Here is a 20,962-nt window from a genome sequence, read left to right on the forward strand (position 1 = left end):
GTGAGAATAAATTATATCGCTAGACAGGCACTTCATTGCCATTTGTCTATATTTTTACCCCCTAGGATGATGCAAAGAATGCAGCTTCTTCAAGCGCTCTTTTGCGACGTGGGTATATATCTGTGTAGTTGAAATATCTGAATGCCCAAGCAAAAGCTGCACAACACGCAAATCGGCACCGTGATTCAATAAATGTGTTGCGAACGCGTGGCGCAAGGTGTGGGGTGACAGTGGTGCATGAATGCCTGCCATCTCTGCATATTTTTTAATCAGAATCCAAAACATTTGCCTCGTCATCGCACCGCCACGGGCCGTGACAAACAGAGCGTCATCGATTTGACCGTTCAAAATTTGTGAGCGCGCTTCTCGCAAATAACGCTCCATCCACATCCTGGCGACTTCACCGAAGGGGACCAGGCGGGTTTTGCTGCCTTTGCCGGTAATTCGCAAAACACCGTCATTGAGACTGACTTCGATCGAGCGCAACGTTACCAGTTCAGTGACCCGTAAACCGCATGCATATAAAACCTCTAACATCGTACGGTCACGCAAGCCGTGCGGCGTGCTCTCGTCTGGCGCTTGCAATAAGGCCTCAACTTGCGCTTCACTCAGCGTGTGAGGTAAGCGACTGGCCTGCTTTGCCGATCGTAGTTTGGTACAAGGATTTGCCGTCATCAGATTCTGACGAAATGCCAGACGGTAAAATCGTTTGAGGACGGTCATTCTACGATTTGCAGAGGTCGCTTTTGACATGGTGTGCTTTTGCGCGATGTAGCTTGCGACATCAACCTCATCGGCTTGATATAAATGCTTTTGTCGCTGTAAATATAGCCATTCCGCAAAAAAACGCAGATCGCGTCGATACGCTTCTAATGAGTTTTTTGCTAAGCCATCCTCCAGCCAGAGCGTGTCACAAAACTGGTCAATCTGCTCCAGGATAGGTGAAGGTAACACTACCGGGATTGCGGAAGTTCCTTGAGCATCTGAGTTGACTACTTTGACTTCCACAAAGACTCCTGGGTATAACCAGCAACGCCCTCATGAGTAAGCAACCAGCGCTTTACGCCAAGGTGAAACCCGGTCTCATCGTCATGATGCGCAAAACCGCCAAGGCCACCAGCCGCGGTCACTCTATGGCATGGGATCACTAAGGGAAACCAGTTCGCGCCACATGCCTGCCCTACCGCACGCGGTGCCGATTTTATATGCTTGGCGATCTGTCCATAGGTCAGAACTTCACCACGCGGAATCGAAGAAATCGCTTGCCAGACTTTGGTCTGAAATATGCTACCGACCTGTTTGAGAGGCAAGTCAAAGCGATAATCAGGCTCTGCCAAGTAGCGTTCAATTTGCCTGGAGGCCTTCTCTGCCACTTTATCTAGTGGCGCTTTGTCAGGAAAACGTGGCGGCAGATATACCAGCTCGGTCACTAACTGCGATTCTGTACGGATGCCGATGGCACCAAAGGGCGCATGAACAATAGCGGAAAAGATGCCGGTTTCTCTGTCTTGCATAGTGGCCTGAGAGGAAATAAGGAAATGACGGAATGGCGAATAATTGAATATAGCAAAACCAGAAAGAAAAAAGGCGCATCAAGCGATGCGCCTTTAAAACTTCTTTCGCGTTTCGGGCTGTTTAGCGCTGTATTACTCTTTTAGCACTCAGCTTGTATTAAAACGCGCGTCTCCTCAGTGTCCTACGGTATCGATACCGTTTTTATGCACTACCGCCTTATAAACTTGCACCGCTCTTTGCGCTTCATTTAATTTTAGAAGCTTACTGCTAAATTTCAATCTGCCGAGAATATAGCATGCAATTTTGTGCACTCCAAACTGATTGCGCACAAAAAAAGGGCGCTGTTGCATATAAGTACAAATACGTGGTTTTGCTGAAAATTGTGCTGGACAAGACAAATTTCTTTATTACCAAAATCAATAAAGCCGCATTTACTCAAGGTAACGGCGGCTTTATCCGATTTTTATTTGAAAACCACCGAGAGTAACCAAGTGGAAATTTGTGGCTCGTAAATAGTCAGAGCAAGAAGCTCATCATGCGTAATAACCGTGACATCACAGCGACAACCAGCTCAGCAATCCCTATTTTGGTGAGAGTGGGGATTGCTTAAGCTTTACATCATGCCCATTGCTCGTGGTAACCATAATGACAGTCCCGGCCAATACGTCACAATTACCAAGAAGACCAGCATTGTGCAAAGCCACGGCATGACGGCAACAGTCAGTTCAGTGATACTCATCTTGGAAATGCCACTGGCGACGTAAAGATTCAGTCCTACTGGCGGATGGCATAAACCAACCTCCATATTTGCATCAATCAAGATACCGAAATGAACCGAATCGATACCAAGACGGATAGCAGTGGGATGCAAAATCGGCGCCATTACCAAGATAATCGAGGATGGTTCCATCACATTACCAGCTAGCAAAAGCAGGATATTCGTAAAGAATAAGAACCCGGCACGACCCAATTCTTTTCCTAGAATCCAGTCAGCCATCAATTGCGGGATATTTTCATGTGCCATCAGGAACGAAAACAATACTGCATTGGTAATGATATATAGCAGCATCGCTGACAATGCAGCCGAATTGACCAAGACCTTAGGTGTATTCGCGATTTTCATATCTTTGTAGACAAAAACAGAAATCAGGAAGGCATATACCGCACTCATCGCAGCTGCTTCGGTCGCAGTAAAAATGCCGCTGTAAATACCCCCAATAATAATTACCACCAATAACAATCCCCAAATGCTTTCGCGAAATGCTTTCCAACGCTCAGCCCAAGTTGACCTCTTCATCCTGGGGTAGCCATTTTTCTTCGCCAGGAACCAGGTTGTTCCACACAGCATTGCCGTTAATAACATGCCGGGGAATAGACCGGCAACAAACAATGCTCCAATAGAAGTGTTGGTAGAAATCGCATAAATCACTTTTGGAATCGAAGGAAGCATCAGAATGCCGAGTGATCCGGCTGTAATAATGACCCCTGCGCCAAATTGCTTTGGATAGCCTTGCTTCACCATCGCTGGCAAGATAATAGAACCAATTGCAACCACCGTTGCGACACTAGATCCGCACACCAGAGCAAACATTGCGCAAGAAATAATTCCTGCTAACGCCAGGCCACCATGCCAGTGACCAACCATGCTAGTAGCAAAATTAATCATTCGCTTTGCCACACCGCCATGCGTAAGAAAATTACCGGCAAGGATAAAAAATGGGATCGCCATGATCTCAAATTTTTCTATTCCCGTAAAAAGCTTCAGCGCAACGGCTTCAATCGGCACCTCCGTTAGCAAGTACATGAACATCAATACAGTCAGGCCTAGCGCAATCGACACAGGTATACCCGTCAACATCAACGCTATCAACAAGGCAAATACAATCCCGACTTTACCAACCAAACATAAAGAACCCAGTGCAAGAGCAATGCCAATCAAAACAATAGTTGCCCGCTGCTTTGACATCTGCTTGATACCAAGTGTATCCATCGTAGCGCTCATTACACACCTCCCTTCATCGCAGTTGAAGAAGGCAGCTGAACAGCACTTTCCTCATCACTCAACCCATCAACGTGGGCATGATCATGCTGCGGCAATTCTCCGGTACGATAAAAAGTGTAAGCCACTTGTAAAAAACGGAAACACATCAAAAATGATCCCATCCATACTGCCGAATACACAACCCAGGTAGGCCACTCCAAATCTGGCGTCGTCGGCCCGTCGGACAAGTCCCCGGTATTGATGCCAAGCGCATGAAATAACGCATAGTGCATTCCGTTTTCCCACACAAAAGTTAAGCCCAAGGTACCGATGATGCTAGTGAAAATCGCACCACAAGCCAACGCAGTGTACACAGTTGCATTACGCCACTCGGCAGGCAGCCGGGTAACCAATACGTCAACACCCACGTGAACGCCGGCACGCACACCATAAGCGGCACCAAATTTCGCCATCCAGACGAACATGATGATGCATAGCTCTTGTGCCCAGCTAAAATGCAAGGAAAGCAGCCAGTCTTGCACGACAGGAATTCGAAAACCCGTGCCGTAGCGATGAAGTACTGAGACGAAAATAATGAGCGTAGCGCCGCCCATAAGAATGGCAATAATCCATTCTTCAAGATGGTCAAGGAATTTCATAAGCCCTCTTCGGGTAAGTTTGATTGAGTGTCAGCGTCCGGAACAAAGACTGCAAGCCTTTGTTTTCGGAAAACCAAATAAAATCGTTTACAGGGAGGGTTACTCCCTGTTTTATACAATTTATTTTTCGCCAGAAGAGGCGGATAATTTACGGATCGATGCGATCAGATCTTTACCGATACGACCTTCCATATCGGTCTGCACTGGCAACAAGGCTTTGCGCCATTCATTCTTCTCAGCCGGAGTCAGCTCATAGATCGTGGTTTTACCGGCCTTACGAATCGCATCCAGTGCACGACCGTTTTCCTGATCGGCAATCGCGTTGGCATAGGTCGTCGCATTTTTCATCGCTGAATCCAGCTCGGTGCGGATATCGGCTGGCAGGCTGTCCCAGAATTTTTTATTCACGATGACGGCATAACCAAGGTAACCATGGTTCGATACGGTCACATGCTTCTGCACCTCATGCATTTTTTGCGTGTACATATTGGATGGCGGATTCTCTGTACCATCAACTACCCCTGTTTGCAGAGCCTGATACACCTCGGAAAACGCCAGTACTTGTGGATTGGCTCCCAGAGCACGCATCTGCGCATCCAGCACTTTGGACGACTGAATCCGCATTTTCAAGCCTTTGAAATCGGCGGGTGCGCGCAAGGGCTTATTCGCAGACATCACTTTGAATCCATTGTCCCAGAACGCTAATCCTGTAATGCCTTTAGATTCAAGTTTTTGCAAAAGCCCCTTACCAATAGGACCTTCTGTCACCTGATGCAGTGTGTCTTTGAACGGGAAGATGTAAGGTAAATCAAATACTTCAAATTCTTTCACACCGAGAGGACCAAATTTTGCCAGTGACGGCGCCAGCATCTGTACCGCACCTAATTGCAAGGCTTCGAGTTCTTCCTTATCCTTGTACAAGGTACTATTTGGATACAGTTCAACTTTGACGCGGCCTTTGGTATTTTTTTCAGCAAGTTCTTTAAAACGTTCTGCCGCTTTACCTTTTGGTGTATCGCTTGCGACAACATGACTGAATTTGATGACGATAGGCGCCTGTGCAAAGGCCGCGCCGCTCACGACGGATGCAACCAGCATAGAACACAATAGGGCTGTGAGTTTCATTGATGTCTCCGGAAAATTATAGGGATCTTACTTTTATGTCCCGATTATTCTTTGCACCGGCAGTTGCCACAACTGTGGATAACCACAATCGGATTGCAATACAACATGCACTCAACAGGTGACTGAGGCTGTTTGACAGCGTTACACTAACAAGATAATGAAAATTTCCGCAAAATCCCGCTCATGGCCGAACCAGAAATGGCGCTGGCTGCTGCCTATTCTGCTGGTCAGCCTGTTTGTCACCACGCTGATCTGGCTACCGTGGCAAGCGCAAAGGATGGAGGCCAATGAGCGTCAGGAGCAATTGATCGCCGACACTCTGTGGGTAGAACAAGCGATCCAGTTCCAGCTAGGACGCGATGAAGAAATGCTGCGCCAGATCGGCACGGAAATCAACGCAGGCAAAATATCTCCGGCTCAAGTACACGAACGTTTCAAGACGCTGTTGAAAAGCAATCGCGAGATCCAGCGCATCGTCTGGTTCGACCATCACGATGTTGTCATCACATCGACTGCCGATACCTCAGCCAACTTTAACCAAACTCAGAGCGCTCCTGGCTTAGTAGAATCCAACGCAGCAGAATTCAACACTACCGAGGTTGACCGCAAGTTGCGCTGCCTGGCGCCGACAGCCGATGAGGCGAATAAAAAAACTTATCTGATGAGCTGTCAGATCCCCTTGATCAGTGCAAATCGTCGTATCGGCAGCATCGTCGTAACCTACTACTTATCGGGCATACTCGAAGAGATGGTGCCCTGGTGGTTCGCACAGGAAAACGAAATTTCGATTATTGATCTCGACGAAAAAATCTATGCCAAGCGATCCGCTGGCGGCCCGGGGAAAAATGTCTACACCCATAACCGTGCCCTGGATTTGCCAAACATTTCGCTGATCCTGCGCACCAATAGCAACAAGAGCGAGCCCAAACTACTCTCGAACCTGCTGGTACTGTCAGTCATCCTGCTATCAATCGGCCTGATCTGGAGCCTGCTCGCACTATGGCGCGATATCAACCGCCGTCTGGCTGCAGAAGGTGCATTGCGCCAGCAGGTCTCATTCAGAACGGCGATGGAAAACTCCCTGATCACCGGTCTGCGCGCACGGGATATGGAGGGCCGTCTCACCTATGTGAATCCGGCTTTTTGCAAGATGGTCGAGCACCCGGCAGAAAATATCGTCGGCAGGTTACCACCCATGCCGTATTGGGCACCCGAGGCGTTTGAAGAATATCGCCAGCGTTTTACACAATTACTTGCCGGTACTGTTCCATCCGAAGGTTTTGAAACGATTTATCAGCGTGCCAGCGGAGAGCGTTTTCCGGTACTGATTTACGAGTCACCTCTGGTGAATGATCAAGGTGTACAGACCGGCTGGATGAGCTCGATTCTAGACATCTCGGAATTAAAACGCGCACAGGAACTCACCCGTCACCAGCAAGAGATGCTGCACGCCAGTGCACGCCTTGCGACCATGGGCGAGATGGCGTCGATACTCGCGCACGAACTGAATCAGCCACTGGCAGCGATCTCCAGCTACACCACCGGCGCAATCAATCTGCTGCAATCAGATCAGACCAATCCTGACGATAAACAATTATTGCTGAGCGCTCTGGGCAAGGCCAATACTCAGGCGCAGCGTGCCGGACAGATCATTCGCAGCGTGCATGAGTTTGTTAAAAAAAGGGAAGCGAGCCGCGAGCCTGTTGACATGGCTACCTTGATCCAAAGCGTCATGCCACTGGTTGAATTACAGGCACAAACCTCTTACGTCAACATTCAATACATGATTGCCGAGCATCTGCCGCTGGTGCACGCGGACCGCGTGCTACTCGAGCAAGTGATCCTGAACCTGACTCGTAACGCGATCGAATCCATGCAGCAAAATCCACCTGAGCACTGCCTGTTACGCATCGTGATCAGACAAGAGTCTGGCTGTACAGCCGATCAGGCTGGCACGCCGCAGACAGTCAGCAATTGCATCGTCGTTGAGGTAATTGACCGCGGTCACGGCATTTCAGCAGAGGTTGCTGCACGATTGTTCTCGCCATTTTTCTCAACCAAATCGAGCGGAATGGGCATGGGACTAAACATCTGCCGTACCGCAATTGAGTTCCACGGCGGACAGCTCAGTCATCAGGATAATCCCGCCGGTGGTACTATCTTCAGGTTTTCGCTGCCGGTTTAATTGGCATTTCCATATATAAAAAAATAAAAGAGAGCCGTCACGCTCCCGTCAAAAATTCCTTCGGAGACTAAGTTTATGCTGCACATTGTGGATGATGAAGATGCTGTCAGAGATGCCCTGTCCTGGCTGGCCCGCTCGCGAAATATTGTCGCAACCAGTTATGATTCCGCCGAAAAATTCTTGTCCGCACTCGATCATCCCCTTCAGTTCGATCCTAAGGGTGACTGCCTGTTACTCGATGTGAGGATGCCGGGCATCAGCGGCACTGCCTTGTTCGATATGCTGACACACCGCCAGATCATACGGCGCTTGCCTGTCATCTTCTTGACAGGTCACGGTGATGTGCCGATGGCAGTCGACACCTTGAAACGTGGTGCCTTTGATTTTTTTGAAAAACCGTTTAACGACAACAAGCTCATGGACAGGGTGCAAGAAGCACTGGCACAGTCGCGCGAGGCAGGTGCGTCGGCGGTGATTCATGAACGTCTGGCGACCTTGTCTGCACGCGAGCGTGAAGTGCTCGATCTGATCCTGCTGGGAAAAATGAACAAAGTCATCGCCGATCAGTTAGGCATCAGCATGCGCACGGTCGAAGTACACCGAGCGCATATCTTTGACAAAATGCAGGTAAAAACTGCCGTCGAATTAGCCGGATTATTGAAGTAGCGCCAGCAAACAAGCTTGCTGATGCTCATTGATCCAGTTTGGCCGAGTTAGCCGATTTACTCCATCCATCTCAGCGCCATTCGCAATAGTACGCATATGTACGCATATTCTTTTGGTTTTTAGGGGAGTATAGTCAAATTTAGCACCAATTGCGCTGACTATACCGCGCACTTAAAATATACTCCTACCCAGTAAGATAACCTGCTCATGTCTGTTGCCACCCTCCTCGTCCCTGATTTTGCGCTTATCGTACTGGGCTTTTTGCTTGCCCGGTTTGCAAACTGGGGAGGACATTTTTGGGCTGGTGTCGAAAAAATCGTCTATTACCTGATGTTCCCGGCGCTGCTGTTCTACACCACGTCACGTACACCGTTCAACTTCACGACCACAGGACATTTTCTGCAAATCGCGTTTATCGCGACTGCTTGTGGCATGGCTTAGGTTATCTCGCCAAATATTTTTTTACCAGCGCACCGAGAGTATTTGAGTCCGGAGTACAAACCGCGTTTCGCTTTAATTCTTACATCGCCCTGGCGCTGGCCTCGCGCCTTGCGGGCGATCAGGGCACGGCATTGATGGCTTTGCTGATCGGTTTTCTGGTGCCTTTGTGCAATATGGCGGCGGTATATGCGCTGGCACACAATAGCGGCAAACTTCTCATCGAAATCGCTAAAAATCCGCTCGTCGTAGGTACCGCATCCGGCGTCATCGTCAATCTTTGCCAGATCCCGGTTCATGAAGCGATCAATGCGACGTTATCGCGTCTGGGCAATGCCTCGATCGCACTCGGTCTGCTCGCGGTTGGCGCTGGCATTCGCTTGTCTGCCTTACACGAAGCCAAAGCAATGGCGAGTTATTTTCTGACGATTAAATTATTGGTACTGCCACTGATCGCGCTCTTACTTGGCCAATGGATGCAATTACCTTTACTGCAATTACAAATCGTCGTGATTTTTTGTGCCCTGCCTACGGCATCGAGCGCCTTTGTCCTCGCAGCACGCATGGGTGGCAATGCACCGTTTGTCGCTTTCCTGATCTCGGCCAGTACCGTACTATCGGCGATCACGCTACCGTTCTGGTTATCGCTGGTGCATTGAGCCGATGGATGGTTAATTCCGCTGCTGGATTCACTGCAAAATCAGTAGTCAGATCAGTGACTACAACTCGACGCCATGCTGCTGCAAGGCCCAGATCACATGCTCGCGCACCATGTCCGACGGATGTTGCAACTGTGCCTGCAAAGCCTGGACAATAGCTGCATCGCCACGCATGCTGCTCGCCGCATTACCCAGTCCGACTGCGAGGTTGCGCAGCCAGCGCTCATGTCCGATGCGGCGTATCGGGCTACCTTCCAGATACCGCATAAACTGCGCCTCACTCCAGGCGAACAAACTCACCATGCTGGCATGATCAAGACCATTCCGCACATCAAAATCATCCACACTCGCTTGCTGGGCAAATTTATTCCAGGGACAAAATAACTGACAGTCATCGCAGCCATAGACACGGTTGCCGATCAAGGGTCGCAGCTCAACAGGAATACTGCCATGCAGTTCTATCGTGAGGTAAGAAATACAGCGTCGGGCATCAAGCTCGTACGGCGCAATAATCGCACGGGTAGGACACACATCGATACACGACTGGCATTGACCGCAATGCTCACTGACAGGCGCATCAACTGGTAAAGGAATATCGACCAGGATCTCGCCCAGAAAAAACATCGATCCGGCATCACGGTTCAGGAGCAAAGTATGTTTGCCGCGCCAGCCTATACCTGCTTTGGCAGCCAGAGCAACCTCCATCACCGGTGCCGAATCGGTGAAAACCCGATAACCCAGCGTACCGATTCGGGCTTCAATTTTATCGGCGAGTTGCTGCAAGCGGTTCCGCACTACCTTGTGATAATCGCGACCGCGTGCATACACTGAGATCACCGCCGTATCCGCCGACTGCATCTGCGCGCGCGCGTTGATGCGCCAATCGTCTTGCCCGCTTTTAGGCAAATAATTCATACGGGCAGAGATCACCCGCACCGTACCCGGCAACAGCTCCGCCGGACGTGCCCGCTTCATTCCATGGGCAGCCATGTACGCCATCTCGCCATGATGTCCGGCATCAAGCCAGGCCTGCAAACCCGGCTCGGCGTGACTCAGATCAATGTCGGCAATACCTAGATCAGCAAAACCGAGTTCCCTGCCCCAGGTCTTGATCTCCAGCGCCAGCGCTGCCAGATCGACCTGATCCCGGGATCGTTGGTCTGCGGCCAGGTATCTTTCTTCGTGTGTTTCTTCGTGCGCTTCTTCGTGCATTAAAGACTTCCGACGCGGTATGATGTGCAATGAAATTTCATCTGGAATGTATTACGGCAAATGTCACATTATAAAACGACACTGGCGGATGAAGCCGCCACAAAAGCGCTGGGCAAGCGCCTCGCCTTACACCTGCGCCCCGGTTTCAGCATTTATCTGCATGGCGATCTGGGTGCAGGCAAAACCGCCCTGACCCGCGCCCTGCTGCGCGCAGCCGGTCATCAGGGCCATGTCAAAAGCCCCACCTATAATCTGGTCGAAATTTATCAGATCCAGTTACAAGGACAAGACGTCAAGATCATGCATTTTGATCTGTATCGCATGACTAGCCCAGAAGAATTTTTGGAGGCGGGCTTCCGCGAAGAATTCAATGAGCATACCGTCTGTATTATCGAATGGCCAGAAAAAGCCGAAGGCATCTTGCCTCCCGCCGATCTCAATATCTTTTTACACATCGCCGGTCATGGCCGTGAGGTAGAATTGCAAGCCTTGTCTGACAAAGGTAATGAATGTTTAGCAAAACTGAATTTCGCTCCCAATCTGTAAGCACGTCGCCAGTCGCAAAAAAACGCCGCACCATCCTCAAGGCGGGGAGCACGCTACTCATTTCCATCATGGCACCCGATGTCGCCCTGGCAGCGATGGCAGCCCAGATACTGGCCGTACGTGTCTGGCCTGCCGAGGACTACACCCGCGTCACCCTGGAAAATAACAGCGATCTTAAAACCAGTCACTTCACAGTCAAAAATCCTGAACGTCTGGTAGTCGACATCGAAGGCATTGAACTCAATCCTACGCTCAAAGAGCTGGTCGCCAAGATCCAGTCGAATGACCCTTACATCAAACAAGTACGCGTGGGACAAAATCGGCCAAATGTCGTGCGGCTGGTATTCGACCTGAAAGAAGAAGTCAATCCGCAAGTTTTCACCCTGCAACCTGTCGGCAATTATCAGCATCGCCTGGTGTTCGATCTCTATCCCGCCAATCCGCCGGATCCCATTGCAGCGATGATAGAAAAAGGCGACTGGCATAAAGATCTGCCTAAAGATTTGACACCACCAAGAATCGACAGCAAATCCGAGAGCAAACCCGAGCTGAAGCCAGAACTCAAACCCGATCCTAAAGCTGATAAGGCAGATAAAACAGATAAGCCCGATAACAAGTCTGAGCACAAAACAGATCCGGCAACAGAGTCGGATAAAAACGCCGTCAAAACGCCGGTTTTGACACGCATGATTACGATTGCCATTGACCCCGGTCACGGTGGTGAAGATCCGGGTGCCATTGGTCGCGGTGGCAGCCGCGAAAAAGATGTCGTCTTGTCGATTGCTAAACGTCTCAAAGCCAAGATAGAACAAATCCCGAATATGCGCGTGATGCTGACGCGTGACGGCGATTATTTTGTACCGCTGAACGTCCGCGTTCAAAAAGCCCGCGCCGTACAGGCAGACCTGTTTATGTCGGTGCATGCCGATGCCTTCGTCAACTCAAGTGCCCGTGGCTCGTCGGTCTTTGTCTTGTCTGAAAAAGGAGCGAGTTCCAGTGCAGCACGCTGGCTGGCGGATAAAGAAAACGCCGCCGATCTGATTGGCGGCGTCAACATCAAAACCCATGACAAACAACTCGCCAGCGTCTTGCTCGATCTGTCCACCACGGCACAAATCAACGACAGCCTGAAACTCGGCAAGGTTGTACTCAGTGAAATCAGCAGCATCAACCGCCTGCATAAAGGCGCGGTCGAGCAAGCCGGTTTTGCCGTACTCAAAGCACCGGATATTCCAAGCATCCTGATCGAAAGCGCCTTCATCTCGAATCCGGAAGAAGAAGCCAAACTCACGGACGATACCTATCAGGATCAGATGGCCGATGCAGTAGTCAAAGGGATTAAAAAGTATTTTTCCAAGAATCCGCCACTGGCGAAGAATCGGCTGACCTGAACGCTGACGCGCTTACCGGCGGCAATTCGGCGGAGGCTAAATCTGGGGGAGTTGATCTAAGGGTTCAGGTCTACATTCTGGATCTGGACTTCAACATCCGAATCACAACCAATACCCGCAGCAATCCAGCGGCGAAACAAGCGTTGTAAAAGTCGCTGCAAAAACGGCTGTACGACTCTCTCGGCACCTGAACGGACGAAGGACGGCAAAAAAGACGGCAAGTAAGTCATCCAGCGCAAATACGTCGCAGGCGACGCCAGCAGGCCGCAACGATACAACTGATGATCGTCACTCCACTGCAAGGCACGGCACGCGCCGTGTCGCTGCCTCAGCCAGATCCGGGCGACAGGACAAGGCTCTGCCGCACAACACACGCCGCAACCGTTGCAGGCTTGTCCCGACGCCGGTTTTGCCGGTGCAGCGGGATGTAGCCAGATGGTTTGCAGCTGCGTTTTCATGATTTATTTTTTCAACATTCTCCGGCCGACTTTCCACAACGCACCGAGCACAATCGGGAATACTGCCGCACCGACACCGACCAGTACAATCGCATTCAGATGCTCGCGGACAAACGGAATATTACCGAAAAAATAGCCCGCTAAAACGACAGAAAACACCCAGAACAAGGCGCCGAGTATGTTGTATATCTGAAATGTCTTATGCGTCATATCCGACAAACCGGCAACGAATGGCGCAAAGGTGCGTACCAGCGGCACAAACCGCGCCAGTACAACGGTCTTGCCGCCATGTTTTTCATAAAATTCATGGGTCTTTTTGATCGCATTACGGTCTATCCATTTATGCTCGCGTTCCAGCACTTTATGACCGATCATGCTGCCTATCCAATAATTCAGCGAATTACCGGTAATCGATGCAACGATCAGCAGTGTCATGAGCAACCAGAGATCCATGTCACCACGGGCGCAGAAAGTGCCTGCAATAAACAGCAGTGAATCACCCGGTAAAAACGGCAAAATCACAAATGCGGTTTCAGAAAAAATAATCGCAAATAAGACGACATAGACCAATGTCCCATATTGCTGAATAACCAATCCCAATGATTTATCGACATGTAAAAGCATGTCCAGTAACTGCATGAAATCCATAATTCTCCTCGGTAGCGGCGCAATCATACACTAACGCCCATCCAAATTTGATGACGAGCACAGGTATAATCCTGGGATGAACGACACATCTACTCCCTACCGCCCTATCCAGGCCCTGTCTGATCAACTGATCTCCCAAATCGCCGCAGGTGAGGTAGTCGAGCGGCCATCTGCCGTCGTGAAAGAATTGCTGGAAAACGCTCTGGATGCAGGCTCCGGCAGCATCCAGATCCGGCTTGAAGAAGGTGGCGTCAAACGTATTGCCATCAGCGACAACGGACGTGGCATCCCGGCAGATCAATTACCTCTGGCGGTCGCACGGCATGCAACATCTAAGATCGCCTCGCTGACAGAATTAGAGAACGTGGCCACGCTGGGTTTCCGCGGTGAGGCGCTGGCATCGATTGCCTCCGTTGCCTTACTGACGCTGACTACCCGCACGGCAGAAGCGCCGCATGCGTGGCAAATTGAGAATGGCAAAATCTCCCCCGCCTCTGGCGCGCAAGGGACAACCGTGGATGTCCAGGACCTGTACTACAACACCCCGGCGCGTCGCAAATTTTTAAAATCCGAACAAACCGAGTTCGGTCACTGTGCCGAGGTCGTGCGCCGCATTGCGCTGGCGCGTCCCGATGTGACGTTTTCGTTATCGCACAACGGTAAAGCGGTCGATCACTGGAATGTCAGTGCGATTGATAAGCGCAGCGCCCACATTCTGGGTGAGGCCTTTGCCAATGCCCGCCTGCCTCTGGACGAGAGCGCAGGGCCATTGCGTCTGCATGGTTTTATCGGCTTGCCAACCGCATCGAAAGGTCGCGCCGACGCCCAATTTTTTTATGTTAATGGCCGCTTTGTCCGGGATAAACTGCTGACCCATGCTGTCCGCGCCGCCTATCAGGATGTATTGCACGGCGACCGTTATCCATCTTACGTGCTGGCGCTCGACCTTGATCCGGCGCTGGTCGATGTCAATGTCCACCCGTCAAAAATTGAAGTCCGTTTTCGCGATAGCCGTGCAGTGCATCAGTTTGTATTTCATGCAGTGAACCGCGCTCTGGCACAAACGTCGACCACGGCGTTTGGTACCGTACCGGCACCTGCGACAGCGATGGCGCCGCAACTCAACGGTACAACCAACGCAACAAGCACAACGAACACAACATCAAACGGCAGAATGCCCTGGCTAAGCGGCGAACAAACCACCTTCGGCGCACAATTTTCACCGCAACCCCTGGGTCAGAGTGGCTACGACTACGCACCGCAACACACTGCCCAAGCCGGGGTCGCCCAGAGCTTGCAAAATTACGGTGCCTTGTTCGCCCGTGACCAGAATAGCGATACCAGAACCGGCAATTCAATTACTACAGGTAGCGCTGAATTACCGGCAGATGAACATCCGCTTGGCTTTGCACTGGCGCAGTTGCATGGCGTATATGTCTTGGCACAAAACAGCAAAGGACTGGTGCTGGTTGACATGCATGCAGCGCATGAACGCATCTTGTATGAGCAATTAAAAAATGCGCTCGACGCCAATAGTATGCCGGTTCAGCCGATGCTGATCCCGGTGACGTTTTATGCCGATGGCGTCGAAGTCGGCACGGCAGAAGAGCATCAGGCTACCTTGCAGGCCTTGGGTTTCGATATTGCCGCCATCTCCCCGACCACGCTGGCGGTGCGTTCTGTACCAGCCTTACTCAAAAATGCCGATGCCCAGTCACTGGCGCGTGATGTGCTGCGTGAGGTCAGAGAGTTCGGCGGTTCGCGCGTGCTGATTGACCGCCGCAATGAATTATTAGGCACGCTGGCCTGCCATACCGCCGTGCGCGCCAATCGCAGCCTGACCGTCATCGAAATGAACGCCCTGCTCCGCCAGATGGAGCAGACCGAGCGTGCCGATCAATGCAATCACGGCCGGCCGACTTGGGTGCAACTGGGATTAAACGACCTCGATAAAATGTTTTTGCGTGGTCAATAAGATGCACCTATAAGACATCAGCAAAAATTAAAACCGCACACCACAGAAACGCGGAGACACAGAAAGAAGCAGGAGTAAAACGGCTGCCTAGGATATCGATATCAAGGGAATTTTAAAAATGAATCCCTAAGCGGAATGCGCCTCCTGGCACGAAAAGCCTCTGCAAGCCGCGTCAACAGTGCGGATTCATTATCAGGAACTTCTAAAAACCTTTTAACAGATACGTTATGGCCCCCTTACTTCTACCACTCTCGCCTTTTCTCTGTGTCTCCGTGTCTCGGTGGTGAGAGGTCTTGATTTTGCGTAAGTCCCGCTGGTAAATCCTGACCTATTTTTATCAACACCGATGTTATCAACCTTAACCAAATTAACCAAACAGGCAGTATGAGCATACGTCACAAGGTCATCGCCATCATGGGCCCGACCGCCTCGGGCAAAACGGCTGCCGCGCTCGAAATCGCCCGCCACATTCCAACCGAAATCATCTCCGTTGATTCGGCACTGGTATATCGCGAGATGGACATCGGCACCGCCAAACCCAGCGCAGCAGAACTTGCATCAGCACCACATCACCTGATCGACATTATCGACCCGGCCGATGCCTACTCCGTTGCCCAGTTCCTCATTGACACCAGGCGACTCGTGGACGAGATCACTGCGCGTGGCAAACTCCCCCTACTGGTCGGCGGCACGATGATGTATTTCAAAGCCCTGATCAACGGCCTCGACGACCTGCCCGCAGCCGATCAGGCACTGCGCGCCGAACTCGACGCCGAAGCCGCACGCGACGGCACACCCGCGCTGCATGCCCGACTAGCCACGCTGGACCCAGTAACGGCCGCACGATTAAAGCCAAACGACTCGCAACGCATCCAGCGCGCACTGGAGATCATCGCTCTGACAGGCCAGCCGATGTCCGAACTGCTGGCACAACAACCAAAAGCCGAAATGCCATTCGAGATGCTCTCGCTGTCACTCGAACCATCAGACCGCGCCGTCCTGCACCAGCGTATTGCCAGACGCTTTGACATCATGCTGGAACAAGGTTTTCTGGACGAAGTACGCCACCTGCGCGCACGCGGCGACCTGCATCCCGACCTACCATCGATGCGCTGTGTCGGCTATCGTCAGGCATGGGAATATCTGGACGGCACCTGCGACCTGAACGACATGCGCGAACGCGGCATCATCGCCACCCGCCAGCTAGCCAAGCGCCAGCTCACCTGGCTACGCTCCATCCCAGAGCGCACAGTCATTGATTGCCTCGGTCAAAACCCGACAGAAACCCTGCTCCAGCACGCCATCTCTTATCAAAATTCCTAATAAAAAAAGCAAACAATATCAATTGATATTGAAAATCATCATTTGATATTGACACCAATAAGTCAAAATGGCATAATTTCGGGCTTCTTGGTGATATAGCTCAGTTGGTTAGAGCACAGCACTCATAATGCTGGGGTCGGTGGTTCAAGTCCACCTATCACCACCAGAATTTAGTCATTTCAATCAATGACTTACAAAACATAACGCCGACTCCTCAAAGTCGGCGTTTTTGTTTGTGGACCGTTTGTGGACCGATCGTGCGGGATTTATCTCACTCACCCTTGAACGTTTTGAAGATACCGCAGGCATTGGCCAACACGTCCTATTTGCCTAATCTTTAGACCCCTTCACTTTTAATGGCCAGGCTATATTCCATCTGGATTTACCTTCGACTTCGCAATATAAGATTCAATAATGGAATTCATCCTAGGGACTACAAAAGCCGCCCACTCAGGGCAAACACCGTGGGGTACTAGATAACCCTTTTCCGATGCTTCTTGGTTGTACTTGGAAATCGGAGTTCCTATTTTTAAGTAATGCTTACCCGTCTGATCTCGATGTAAATAAAGCTGATATCCGTCATGCTCAAGATAAGGCACAGGACGTAGATCACCCTTCGTATGTCTGCCCTGTATATTTGACGTGTACGCCGGACAGCTCTCCTGCCAAGTTTCCCTAATAGCCGCGTTAAGTGATTCAATGAGATCATTCCCATATTTCTTGAACAGCGCTAAAAAAGTAAGCTCCCGTCGGTGCTGCTTACGGCGCATGGCATCGCGAAATTTTCTATCTTCAGCTTGCCGTGCTTTTTCTTTCTCCCTTTCAGCAATATCACATATAAATTGCGACTCAATGTCCAGGTAGTACTCCTCAATGTCCTGCCTTGCTGCCAACCCCATCACCAAAGGGTTATACTCATTTTTATTAAATGGGACTGTCATCACAAGACTTTGCTCAGGTGAATGGTCCGAGTAACGCTTTCCACCTTTCCCGGATACATTAATATACAAACTACCGCCTATAAATCCGGAGAAATCAGGCCCTTGAGCAGCCTTGGCCGCGATCAGAGCTTGCGCCAACAATTCAAATGTAACTTCGCCCTCTAACTTAACTCTCATTACTTTCCTAAAGATTTTGATTTAAAAAATCTTCCCAATACTCAGTCTCGTATCGCGAATAGAGGAAGATTACCCGTGGTCTGATCACCATCATACCCACAACATAGAGGGATGCCAACATCCTCACCTCATGCCCGAGAAAAAGTCTTAGTAGCGTTTGGTTTCGCCGTGCGGCGAACCAGAAAAGCGCAAGGCATATCGCAAGAAGAGCTGGCGCTAAAATGTGAGATAGACCGCTCATACATGGGAGCAATCGAGCGAGGTGAGCAAAATCCCGGGCTGCTGCATCTTGCCCGGATAGCTAAGGCACTTAGCGTCAAGATTGAAGAGTTGATGGCCGCAGCAAAAATATAGGTAATCGACCTTTGCGGCCCTCTATTGGTAGAGAACGAAAATCTCTACCAATTCATCCAACAGAAAGTATAAGTTGACGAATGAATTTTTCTTTATTATTATTCGTCCCGCAGAGTTGCGTCCAGAAAAAAGCCCGCTGCCACAATTAAAATCAAGTTATCCGAATCGCCTTACGGCGATTTTTTTTTGCCTAACTATCTTTGGCATCCTCAGAAGTGCACCTACCAAGCGTAGACACACGGTGAACTAGATTGAGTCAGTTATGAGCAGTCATGGATCTGTTTGTGATTCAATTAGGAATCATCACATGATTTCTAATGGGGGCAACCATCAGCCAAATTTTGATTCTCTTGATACAAGGAGGCTTCCTGCCACAATTCAACTCAAATAATTGAGCCCTTGTAGCAGAGTTGGAGAAAAGTGTTTTTTTCATGCAACTCGCTCAGCTTAAATGCCTTGAGGCGGTCCTATGGAGCTTCTCCATTCAACATTGCATTTACTTACAACCAACACGCACCACACTTGCGGTGGCTTTTTTTAAAAAACTATGGAAATTCAACTACTAACAATCAATGAAGCATCCGAAATCTTACGCGGATCGAGAGACATTCCCTAGGTATCGAGAGAATATCGTAGGCTCATCCCTTATCTATGTATGAACAGCATTATCAGATATCGCAAATAAGATATTGAGAACTTTCTCAATGAAAGCCTAACCCGCTAACCCTTACCGCCTCTCTTCAACGTTAACCGCCTATATGGCGGTTTTTTTATTTCTACTTATTACTTGAATGTCATCACTAAACAATATTTACGGTCAGCTCGCCACAAGCAGCAATGAACTATTGAATGAAGAATCAAGCAGTGAAGTCCCACGACTTTTTAACGAGCTATTGGGTTTATCAATAAAGACTGCAACAACTAGGCCGTTTCTTTACTCCTGGCTAAAGCAACAGCGCGGAAGATTACGCAAAATGCGTCGGACAATTGCCGCTGATGCCAAGCTGCATATTCGACAACGTCCGGGTTGGCGATGTGCGATGCTCACACTTACTTACGCGCCAGAGCGGCAATGGGAATCTGGTCATCTACCAAAGATATTAAGTGCAATTAGAAAGTATTTAAAGCGCAAAGGTGCTGAGCTTAGATATCTGTGGGTTCTAGAACAGACAAAGCAAGGCTGTCCACACTATCACGTGCTGGTATGGCTGCCACCCAGCCTCGAATTTCCCATGCCAGACCTAAGGGGCTGGTGGCCATGGGGAATGACGCACTCTACTTGGGCAACATACTCGGTAAGCTACATCACAAAATATGCCAGCAAATGTAATCCCAGGTACCCACTGCCAAAAGGAGCGAGACTTTATGGCAGTGGTGGGCTGAGCGGAGCAGCTAAGATTGAATCAAATTGGAGCAAATTGCCGCCATGGGCCAGGGGCCTTGTTTCTAGATCAGAGGAATACTACAAGCCAAAAGGTGGAGGCATTACCTTAAAAGTGACAGGAGAGATTCTGCTAGCTCCATTTAAAGCCGTATTTAAACACGGTAAAGTCGAAATGGTAAAACATCCTAGCATTTCCATGCTGGGAACTATCTAGTCTGACGCTTACTTTGATTATTACGCAATTATTGGTACGCAATAACTTGGTACGCACCAAGGTACGCAACAAAACCTCGCCGTTCCGATCCCCAAACGTATCGCTGGGAGTGTCAATTCAGTTAACCTGGTGATCATTGACTGAAGAAACATTTGCACTATTGTAAGCGCTGTCACTGTTATCTATGAGATTCAGAAATTAACTGCGATCTTTGCCTATCAAAAATATTATTACCATTCACTAGTTAAGAAAATAAAATACATTACCATGCAAAAACTAACCTTTACTGTATCTGAATTTTGTGAAACTCACGGAGGTATTTCAAGAAGCTTTTTCTATAAACTCGTAAGCAAGGGGATAGGTCCACGTTTGATTAAACTGGGTGGACGCACAATCATAAGCGCGGTCGCTGCTGCAGAGTGGCTAGCGGAAATGGAGTCTAGGACGGTAAGTGCAGCAGACCTTTGTGATCCTCGTTAAAAGGTGTCAACCTGAATTGGATGCCAATGGCCTCTATAGAAGGAACCTATAGTGCTCCTTGTCTGTTTCACGGGCTGCATGGCACAGTTCATCCAAACATACCGTAAATTGCTCCAACTCCTCTCCTGTAAGTCGTTTCACACGCTATCCATCAATAGGCCGGTAGGCATTTGGATTATTCAGCGCAGATAGAATCTCAAAGAGCGGTGCCATACAACTAGATAATATTGTTGATAATCGAGTATTACACCACCGGTCCCTAATGCTATTGTTTTCTCTAAAACGACAAACATTCGACATAGAAGCATTCAACATAGAAAAGGGCTTTTAGTTCTGTGTTCGAAGATCAAAATGATTGCATGGGCAGCCTTTCGCCAAACACAAGCAATCATTGCACAATCCCCAAAATCGCTTTCACAACACAAATAATACAAGTGACTTTTGAAGCTTGGCTATTTATAGCGGCTTAACTTTTTATACACTAGTCCTACTATTTTCTACTCAGGTGACCGCTTTACTTCCTGATACAGGATGTTACATCTTTGCCGATCCTATGTTGGATATCGAACAGAAGTTGACATTGATCTAACACATAGTGCACCTACCCGTGATAACCAAGGCAACAAAAAAA

At 49.6% G+C, this 20,962-nt stretch carries 19 protein-coding genes and 1 tRNA gene; 11 read left to right on the forward strand and 9 right to left on the reverse strand.

Features of this window, described 5'->3' with window-relative positions; genetic code table 11:
* Positions 1 to 54: 54 nt before the first annotated feature.
* The 5 genes from xerD to ACO0K4_RS18760 all read right to left on the reverse strand — a co-directional run bounded on the left by xerD (position 55) and on the right by ACO0K4_RS18760 (position 5,280).
* Positions 55 to 963 (reverse strand): site-specific tyrosine recombinase XerD, encoded by a 909-nt coding sequence (gene xerD / locus ACO0K4_RS18740; RefSeq protein WP_422958239.1) that lies wholly within the window; start codon positions 961 to 963, stop codon positions 55 to 57.
* A gap of 29 nt (positions 964 to 992) precedes the next feature.
* Entirely contained in the window at positions 993 to 1,514 is a 522-nt protein-coding gene (locus ACO0K4_RS18745; RefSeq protein WP_422958198.1) for a methylated-DNA--[protein]-cysteine S-methyltransferase, read from the reverse strand.
* Positions 1,515 to 2,128: 614 nt separating this feature from the next.
* Entirely contained in the window at positions 2,129 to 3,517 is a 1,389-nt protein-coding gene (locus ACO0K4_RS18750; RefSeq protein ID WP_422958199.1) for a TRAP transporter large permease, read from the reverse strand.
* Positions 3,517 to 4,155 (reverse strand): TRAP transporter small permease, encoded by a 639-nt coding sequence (locus tag ACO0K4_RS18755; protein WP_422958200.1) that lies wholly within the window; start codon positions 4,153 to 4,155, stop codon positions 3,517 to 3,519. The genes ACO0K4_RS18750 and ACO0K4_RS18755 overlap by 1 nt, the downstream gene beginning before the upstream one ends.
* Before the next feature lie 120 nt (positions 4,156 to 4,275).
* Entirely contained in the window at positions 4,276 to 5,280 is a 1,005-nt protein-coding gene (locus tag ACO0K4_RS18760) for a TRAP transporter substrate-binding protein (RefSeq protein WP_422958201.1), read from the reverse strand.
* 157 nt (positions 5,281 to 5,437) lie between these two features.
* On the opposite strand from ACO0K4_RS18760, the gene ACO0K4_RS18765 reads away from it, so the two are divergent.
* The 4 genes from ACO0K4_RS18765 (at position 5,438) to ACO0K4_RS18780 (ending at position 9,228) form a co-directional block, all read left to right on the forward strand.
* A complete protein-coding gene (locus tag ACO0K4_RS18765; RefSeq protein ID WP_422958202.1) occupies positions 5,438 to 7,465 on the forward strand; it encodes a two-component system sensor histidine kinase NtrB in 2,028 nt (675 codons plus the stop codon).
* A gap of 75 nt (positions 7,466 to 7,540) precedes the next feature.
* Entirely contained in the window at positions 7,541 to 8,131 is a 591-nt protein-coding gene (locus ACO0K4_RS18770) for a response regulator transcription factor (protein ID WP_422958203.1), read from the forward strand.
* 207 nt (positions 8,132 to 8,338) lie between these two features.
* Positions 8,339 to 8,572 carry a hypothetical protein gene (locus tag ACO0K4_RS18775; protein ID WP_422958204.1) on the forward strand — a complete coding sequence of 78 codons (234 nt, stop codon included), beginning with the start codon at positions 8,339 to 8,341 and terminating at the stop codon, positions 8,570 to 8,572.
* Positions 8,557 to 9,228 (forward strand): AEC family transporter, encoded by a 672-nt coding sequence (locus ACO0K4_RS18780; protein ID WP_422958205.1) that lies wholly within the window; start codon positions 8,557 to 8,559, stop codon positions 9,226 to 9,228. Before ACO0K4_RS18775 ends, ACO0K4_RS18780 begins: the two co-directional genes overlap by 16 nt.
* A gap of 60 nt (positions 9,229 to 9,288) precedes the next feature.
* Here the strand turns inward: ACO0K4_RS18780 and queG are convergent, their stop codons facing one another.
* Positions 9,289 to 10,440, reverse strand: coding sequence for a tRNA epoxyqueuosine(34) reductase QueG (queG, locus tag ACO0K4_RS18785; RefSeq protein WP_422958206.1), 1,152 nt, complete (start codon positions 10,438 to 10,440; stop codon positions 9,289 to 9,291).
* A 60-nt stretch (positions 10,441 to 10,500) separates the two neighbouring features.
* Between queG and tsaE the strand changes: the two genes are divergently transcribed.
* Together tsaE and ACO0K4_RS18795 are read left to right on the forward strand one after the other, a co-directional pair.
* Entirely contained in the window at positions 10,501 to 10,986 is a 486-nt protein-coding gene (gene tsaE, locus ACO0K4_RS18790; protein ID WP_422958207.1) for a tRNA (adenosine(37)-N6)-threonylcarbamoyltransferase complex ATPase subunit type 1 TsaE, read from the forward strand.
* Entirely contained in the window at positions 10,950 to 12,377 is a 1,428-nt protein-coding gene (locus tag ACO0K4_RS18795) for an N-acetylmuramoyl-L-alanine amidase (protein ID WP_422958208.1), read from the forward strand. Before tsaE ends, ACO0K4_RS18795 begins: the two co-directional genes overlap by 37 nt.
* Before the next feature lie 56 nt (positions 12,378 to 12,433).
* Here ACO0K4_RS18795 and ACO0K4_RS18800 read toward each other — a convergent pair whose 3' ends face one another.
* Together ACO0K4_RS18800 and ACO0K4_RS18805 are read right to left on the reverse strand one after the other, a co-directional pair.
* Positions 12,434 to 12,835, reverse strand: coding sequence for a hypothetical protein (locus tag ACO0K4_RS18800; RefSeq protein ID WP_422958209.1), 402 nt, complete (start codon positions 12,833 to 12,835; stop codon positions 12,434 to 12,436).
* Between the two features lie 3 nt (positions 12,836 to 12,838).
* The gene (locus ACO0K4_RS18805) at positions 12,839 to 13,483 is read right to left on the reverse strand and encodes a VTT domain-containing protein (protein ID WP_422958210.1); all 645 of its coding nucleotides are present in this window, start codon (positions 13,481 to 13,483) and stop codon (positions 12,839 to 12,841) included.
* A 76-nt stretch (positions 13,484 to 13,559) separates the two neighbouring features.
* Here ACO0K4_RS18805 and mutL point away from each other — a divergent pair, with 76 nt between their 5' ends.
* The 3 genes from mutL to ACO0K4_RS18820 all read left to right on the forward strand — a co-directional run bounded on the left by mutL (position 13,560) and on the right by ACO0K4_RS18820 (position 16,947).
* Positions 13,560 to 15,458 carry a DNA mismatch repair endonuclease MutL gene (gene mutL / locus ACO0K4_RS18810; RefSeq protein ID WP_422958211.1) on the forward strand — a complete coding sequence of 633 codons (1,899 nt, stop codon included), beginning with the start codon at positions 13,560 to 13,562 and terminating at the stop codon, positions 15,456 to 15,458.
* A gap of 384 nt (positions 15,459 to 15,842) precedes the next feature.
* A complete protein-coding gene (miaA, locus tag ACO0K4_RS18815) occupies positions 15,843 to 16,781 on the forward strand; it encodes a tRNA (adenosine(37)-N6)-dimethylallyltransferase MiaA (RefSeq protein WP_422958213.1) in 939 nt (312 codons plus the stop codon).
* Positions 16,782 to 16,870: 89 nt separating this feature from the next.
* Positions 16,871 to 16,947, forward strand: a tRNA-Met gene (locus tag ACO0K4_RS18820).
* A gap of 199 nt (positions 16,948 to 17,146) precedes the next feature.
* Here ACO0K4_RS18820 and ACO0K4_RS18825 read toward each other — a convergent pair.
* On the reverse strand, positions 17,147 to 17,899 hold the full coding sequence (locus ACO0K4_RS18825) for a hypothetical protein (protein WP_422958214.1): 753 nt from the start codon (positions 17,897 to 17,899) through the stop codon (positions 17,147 to 17,149).
* A gap of 111 nt (positions 17,900 to 18,010) precedes the next feature.
* On the opposite strand from ACO0K4_RS18825, the gene ACO0K4_RS18830 reads away from it, so the two are divergent.
* Complete coding sequence (locus ACO0K4_RS18830; RefSeq protein WP_422958215.1) at positions 18,011 to 18,253, forward strand: helix-turn-helix domain-containing protein; 243 nt, start codon at positions 18,011 to 18,013, stop codon at positions 18,251 to 18,253.
* A gap of 791 nt (positions 18,254 to 19,044) precedes the next feature.
* Complete coding sequence (locus ACO0K4_RS18835; RefSeq protein ID WP_422958216.1) at positions 19,045 to 19,851, forward strand: rolling circle replication-associated protein; 807 nt, start codon at positions 19,045 to 19,047, stop codon at positions 19,849 to 19,851.
* Positions 19,852 to 20,962 lie beyond the last annotated feature (1,111 nt).

The sequence above is a fragment of the Undibacterium sp. RuTC16W genome (assembly GCF_049339445.1).
Lineage (GTDB): Bacteria > Pseudomonadota > Gammaproteobacteria > Burkholderiales > Burkholderiaceae_D > Undibacterium.